The sequence below is a fragment of the uncultured Wocania sp. genome (assembly GCF_964021735.1).
GTDB lineage: Bacteria > Bacteroidota > Bacteroidia > Flavobacteriales > Flavobacteriaceae > Wocania_A.
The window spans coordinates 1-3,756 of record NZ_CAXIBN010000240.1 but is presented as its reverse complement, the minus strand read 5'-3'; the positions used below and the strand labels follow the sequence as shown (position 1 = coordinate 3,756).

Here is a 3,756-nt window from a genome sequence, read left to right as displayed (position 1 = left end):
CATAAAAACACCGTAGAAACCGATCATGAAACCTCCTTAGTACAAGCGGTGTATAAATACATAAAAAAAACAGGAAATACCGATTTTTTAAACGAACAAGTAGGCGATTTTACCGTAGCCCAACGTATGGAAATGGCCATGCAATTTTTAATGGATCACAGATGGACTGATAAGTTCGGACTGATTTACGGTGCCACAACAGCCGATTGGGGTGATGTACAACACTCCCACCCTTGGGGTGTTTTTATTACAGACGACACACATTATTGTGTAGATATCTACGACAATGCCATGATGGTTATTGCTTTAGATAACCTTTTGGAGCTTGTGCCTCAAACCAAAGACAAATGGAAAAGCATACGCGACGGCATTGCAAAAAACACCATGAAGGTTTTATGGGATGAAGAGAATCAAAAATTCATTCCACATGTCTATTTAGATAAATCGCCTTATCCAGATGATTTTAATGAAAATGAAATCTATTACCATGGAGGAACGGCCATAGCCATAGAAGCAGGATTGTTAAACAAAGCGCAAATAAAAGTATCTTTAGACAAAATGATAGCTAATGTTAAAGCATCTGGCGCTGGTTCTATTGGACTTACCATGTATCCACCTTACCCAGAATGGGCTTTTGAAAACAAAGGTATGTATCCTTATGGCTACCAAAACGGTGGCGACTGGACTTGGTTTGGAGGCCGTATGATTCAGGAATTGGCTAAAAATGGCTTTATTGCCGAAGCTTACGAACAACTATTGCCCATGACAGACAGAGTGGTAAAAAACAATGGTTTTTTTGAATGGTACACGGTAAAAAATGAACCCGAAGGTTCTGGAACCTTTAGAGGTTCGGCAGGCGTGCTGTACAAAGCCATTCTTTTACTAGAAGCTTGGGCCAGCGACCAACAGCAATAGTATAAACCCAAACCAATATAATGGACTTTAGACTAGACCAAAATAGCCCAATCCCATTACACGCCCAAATAGAGCGTTACTTGAGAACACTTATTGTTTCGGAAGAATATAAAAACGGAAAAAACCTGCTTCCTAAAGAAATGGCGCTTTCCAAAAAACTAGGGGTTTCTCGTAATACCGTTAGGCAAGCCGTAAACACTTTGGTAAATGAAGGTCTAATAGAACGCAAAAAAGGGGTAGGTACTAAAGTCGTGCACAAAAAAATAAATACACGATTGGATAATTGGATTAGTTTTACAAAAGAAATGCAAAATCAGGGCATAGAGGTTGTAAACTATATGTCACAAATTTCTTTGGTTAAGCCCCCCAATGAAGTGGCCATGGCATTATCAATCGATCAAGAAAAACACCTTTGGAAACTGGAAAAAATAAGAGGCTCAAAAGATGCTAAATATCTTTATTCCGAATCTTATTTTCATCCACGGGTAGGAATCACCGGAAAAGAGAATTTCAATACGCCCTTATACGAACTATTAGAGAACGAACACGACATTATCGTTTCAAATTCAAAAGAACGATTAAGTGCGGTTTCTGCAGCAGATCAAATATGTTTTCTGCTGAATATTAACAAACAAATGCCCCTGCTGAAAAGAGAACGATTGGTATGCGATCCTGGCGATAGACCAGTAGAATATAATATTGTTTACTACCGTACCGATTATTTTACCTACGATATAGAAATAAAAAGAGAACCTTAAATTAATAAAAGATGAATACTCAAATTGCAATTGGTGTAGATATAGGCGGTAGCCATATTACAAGCGCGGTAGTAGATATTGAAAGCCTTGTTATTATACCCGAAACCTTATTTACCGTAGCGGTAGATAATAAAGCCAATAAAGAGGTGATACTAAAAAAATGGAGTGAGGCCATAAACAAAAGCATTACAAGTGTTTCTTTAAATGCCAGAGCAAATATAGGTTTTGCCATTCCCGGCCCTTTTAATTATAAAGAAGGTATTGCCCTATTTACAGGAGAAAACAACAAATTTGAAAATCTGTATCAAGTTTCCATCCCTCAGGAATTGTCTAAAGCATTAATCAGTGCAACCAACAACTTTAGGTTTCTTAACGATGCCACATCCTTTGGTGTAGGCGTTGCGGCTATGGGCAAGGCCAAAAACTGCAAAAAAATCATAGCCGTTACCTTAGGCACTGGTTTTGGTTCTGCCTTTATAGAAGATGGCATGCCCTTGGTAGACCATCCTAAAGTGCCAAAAGATGGTTGCCTTTGGGATAAAAAATTTAAAGACGGTATAGGCGACGATTATTTTTCCACACGTTGGTGCGTTAGCCGTTACGAAGCATTAACGTCCATAAAGGTAAATGGCGTTAAAGAGATTGCTGAGGCCAATACCGCAGACTCCAAAGCGGTTTTTGAAGAATTTGGAACCAATATGGCAAATTTTATGATCCCTTTCCTTAAAACCTACGAACCTGAATTGATTATTATGGGTGGTAATATATCGAATGCCGGACATCTTTTTATTCCTACACTTAAAAAAATAATTACCGAAGCCACGGGCTTAAATATAGGTATTGAAATTTCTTCACTTATGGAAGATGCTGCTATTATTGGCAGTGCCAAACTATTTAATCCAACATTCTGGAACCATATAAAAGAAAACCTTCCTAACATCTAACACCTTTTTAAAATGACAGCACAAAAAATCAGTTTTAGAAAAATCTCCCCCGTATTATTAACCTTTATTGTTATGGGTTTTGTTGATATTGTGGGAGTTTCGACCGGATATGTACAAAAAGATTTCGAACTTTCTGATACATTGGCCCAATTTATTCCCTTTATGGTATTTATTTGGTTTTTTGTTTTTTCCATTCCTGTAGGCATAATACAAGATAAAATTGGCAAAAAACGTATGATGCACATTGGTTTGTTCGTTACTTTTATAGGATTGATGATTCCTTTTATCCATTATTCCTTTATATCTGTATTAATTGCTTTTGTTGGGATTGGTATAGGGAATACTATTATTCAAGTGGCTGCAAATCCGCTATTACAGGAGGTTATTTTTAAAGAAAAACTTTCAAGCTTTCTTAGTCTTTCTCAATTTATAAAAGCCATCACGTCGTTGTTAGGTCCCATTATAGCTACCTCCGCCGCATTAGCCTATGGCGATTGGAAATGGGTTTTTGTAGTATATGCCATAGTTACCCTTATATCCATACTTTGGCTTTACAGCACCAAAATTGAAGAGCAAATAAAATCGGAAACACCTGCATCCTTCCGTTCGTGTATGAAGTTGCTCACCAACAAATTTGTGCTTGCCATGGTTATTGCCATATTTCTTATTGTAGGTGCAGATGTAGGAATGAACTCTAACATACAAGGGTTTTTAATGAAGCTTCATGGTTTTACGTTAGAAAAGGCATCGTACGGTATTAGCATCTATTTTACGGCACTTATGATTAGTAGGTTTGCCGGTGCCATTTTACTCCAATTCCTAAAACCACAATTGTTTTTGGTCGCTACTACCATTCTTGCCCTAGTTGGCATGTCCATGATTATGCTTTCTACCAACGGTCTTATCGCTCAAATTGCCATTTTTATTGTCGGCTTGGGAGCAGGAAACCTTTTCCCTATAATATTTTCTATTGCCATAAATAAAATGCCATCCAGATCCAACGAAATTTCAGGTTTGCTTGTCATGTCCATTGTTGGTGGCGCATTGGTACCCCCAATAATGGGTGCTGCCAATACCCATATTGGAATTATGGCAAGTTTGGTGATTTTGGTATTATGCTTTGCTTATATGTTGTTGAT

The 3,756-nt window shown here is 37.6% G+C and carries 4 protein-coding genes; all 4 read left to right on the top strand.

What is annotated here, in order from left to right; genetic code table 11:
• The coding region (locus AADI82_RS14330) for a hypothetical protein (RefSeq protein WP_341217103.1) at positions 1-915 on the top strand (915 nt) is incomplete at its 5' end.
• A 20-nt stretch (positions 916-935) separates the two neighbouring features.
• Positions 936-1,673, top strand: coding sequence for a GntR family transcriptional regulator (locus AADI82_RS14325; protein ID WP_341217102.1), 738 nt, complete (start codon positions 936-938; stop codon positions 1,671-1,673).
• Between the two features lie 11 nt (positions 1,674-1,684).
• Complete coding sequence (locus AADI82_RS14320; RefSeq protein ID WP_341217101.1) at positions 1,685-2,617, top strand: ROK family protein; 933 nt, start codon at positions 1,685-1,687, stop codon at positions 2,615-2,617.
• 12 nt (positions 2,618-2,629) lie between these two features.
• Positions 2,630-3,756, top strand: a 1,127-nt coding sequence (locus AADI82_RS14315) for an MFS transporter (RefSeq protein ID WP_341217100.1), incomplete at its 3' end; no start/stop codon positions are given.

What these genes read in the sequence shown, in the direction of transcription:
- AADI82_RS14320 (WP_341217101.1), top strand. Translation starts at nt 1,685, where the DNA reads ATGAATACTCAAATTGCAATTGGTGTAGATATAGGCGGTAGCCATATT.
- AADI82_RS14325 (WP_341217102.1), top strand. Translation starts at nt 936, where the DNA reads ATGGACTTTAGACTAGACCAAAATAGCCCAATCCCATTACACGCCCAA.